The sequence below is a fragment of the Streptomyces sp. UH6 genome (genome assembly GCF_013421635.1).
In the GTDB taxonomy this organism is placed as follows: domain Bacteria; phylum Actinomycetota; class Actinomycetes; order Streptomycetales; family Streptomycetaceae; genus Streptomyces; species Streptomyces abyssomicinicus.
The window spans coordinates 1-1,787 of record NZ_JACADT010001095.1 but is presented as its reverse complement, the minus strand read 5'-3'; the positions used below and the strand labels follow the sequence as shown (position 1 = coordinate 1,787).

General features: G+C 74.5%; 2 protein-coding genes. One reads left to right on the top strand and one right to left on the bottom strand.

Annotated elements, in window-relative coordinates; translation table 11 throughout:
• On the bottom strand, nt 1-205 hold a 205-nt coding region (locus HW445_RS32945), incomplete at its 3' end, for a hypothetical protein (RefSeq protein ID WP_218957503.1).
• On the opposite strand from HW445_RS32945, the gene HW445_RS29580 reads away from it, so the two are divergent.
• Nucleotides 192-1,787: M48 family metallopeptidase (locus HW445_RS29580; protein ID WP_218957502.1), on the top strand; the 1,596-nt coding region annotated here is incomplete at its 3' end. The genes HW445_RS32945 and HW445_RS29580 overlap by 14 nt on opposite strands.

Sequence of the window (1,787 nt, the reverse complement as noted above, 5' to 3'; positions counted from 1 at the left end):
CCGGCCCGCCGACGGAGGCGACGGTTCCGCCGCCGAGGGCGGAGGGCTGCCCCAGGACGGGGACGACGGTCCCCGTGGGTGAGGTGCCCGCCGGGCCGTGGGCCGGTGGGCCGGTGTGGCCGCACCCCTTCCGTCTGCCGTCCGGCACGTCCCTGCGGTTCGCGCTGCTCATCCTGAGCGTGTCCACGGCGATGGCCTGGTCCATCGGCGGGATGGTCGGTTCGGCGGCGTACTTCGTACGCGGGGGCGACCTGCGGGCCCTCACCGGCTCGATCGCCTGTGCCTCCGCGGACACCGCCGAACGGACCGTCCCCCTCGCCGTGCCTCCCGACTGTGATCCACCGTCCGTCGGCAGTGACTTCGCCTTCGAGCTGGCGGCCCTCGCCGCCCTGGCGTTGGTCGTCGGCGTCACCTACTGGCTGCTCCCCGTCCACCGGCTGCGTCACCGCAGGCTCCGGCCACTGCGCGCCGAGGCCCATCCGGAGGTGGAGCGCCTCCTGACCGCACTGGTGGCCCGTGCCGGGCTGCGGTGCCGGGTGCGGTTCGTGGTCGACTGGCGCGACCGGCGCCCGGCCGGGCTGGCCTTCGGGCGGGTGGGCCGCCGTCACGTGATGCTCAGCGGCGGGCTGCTGCGGCTGCACCGCCTCGATCCGCAGGCCTTCGAGGCGATCGTCCTCCACGAACTGGCGCACCTGCGCAACCGTGACGTGGACATCGCCTTCCTCACCCTGATCTGCAACCGGCTGTTCCTCGTGGCGTTCGCGGCTCCGACGGCCGTCCTCGCGCCGTTCGCCCTGCTGGTCGGCGTGATGCTGTTCCCCGGGCTCCTGCCCTATCAGCTGCTCGGCATCGTCACCCAGTGCGCGCTGGCGGTGACCGTCGCCCACACCAGCAGTGCCGTACTGCGCAGCCGCGAACTGTACGCCGACGCGCGGGTCGCCCTGTGGACGTCCGGCGCCCACCCGTTGCGGCGCCTGCTCGCCACCCAGCACGGCATCGAGTCGGCCGGGCGCCGCCCACCGCTGTTCCTGCGGACGCATCCCTCCGCCGCGCGTCGCCTGCGCGCCCTGGACGACACCAGGCTGTTGTTCGGGATGTCCACCTGGGAGGCGTTCGGTCTGGCCCTGTCCTGCTCACTCGTCTACCAGCAGGTGGCGCAGTGGGCCGAGCAGGCGACCGGTCTCGCCCGGCCGGGGAGCGCGCTGAGCGCGGTCGTGCCCTCCCTGCTGCTCGGTGGCGGCCTGGCCGCGGGCGTCTGGCGCGTGACGCTCGCGGCGCATGTGCGTCACACCAGGTGGGCGGGGGCCCACCGCACGGGGCTCGCGGTGGGCGGTGGCCTGGTCCTCGGGGCGCTCGGCGACGAGGAGCACCGCACCGCCCTCTCGATGGGTATCGCCGACTCGGTCCTGGTGGGGCTGACGTGGTCGCTGCTGCTGTGTGCCGTCGGCTACGCGTTCGTCCGGTGGAACGCGGTGACCGCCCGCGTGTGGGCGCCCGTCGTGCTCTCCTCCCGGCGTCCGGCGCTGCCGGTGCTGGCCGGCTGCGCGGCCGGCGTGGTGCTGCTGAGTTTCTGGCTCGGCCACGCCTACGACGCCGGACAGCCGGGTTTCGACCTGCTGCCGCTGCCCGCGCCGCTGGACACGCTGCCGTCTCCCTTCGACTACCTGGGCATGGTGTTCGCGCTGGCCGTCGTGACCACACCCGCCCCGGGAGTCCTCGCCGTGGTGGGGCTCACCGTCGGCTTGCCGCTCGCCGCCGGGGCCGGGGAGCGGTTCTCCCGCCGTCGC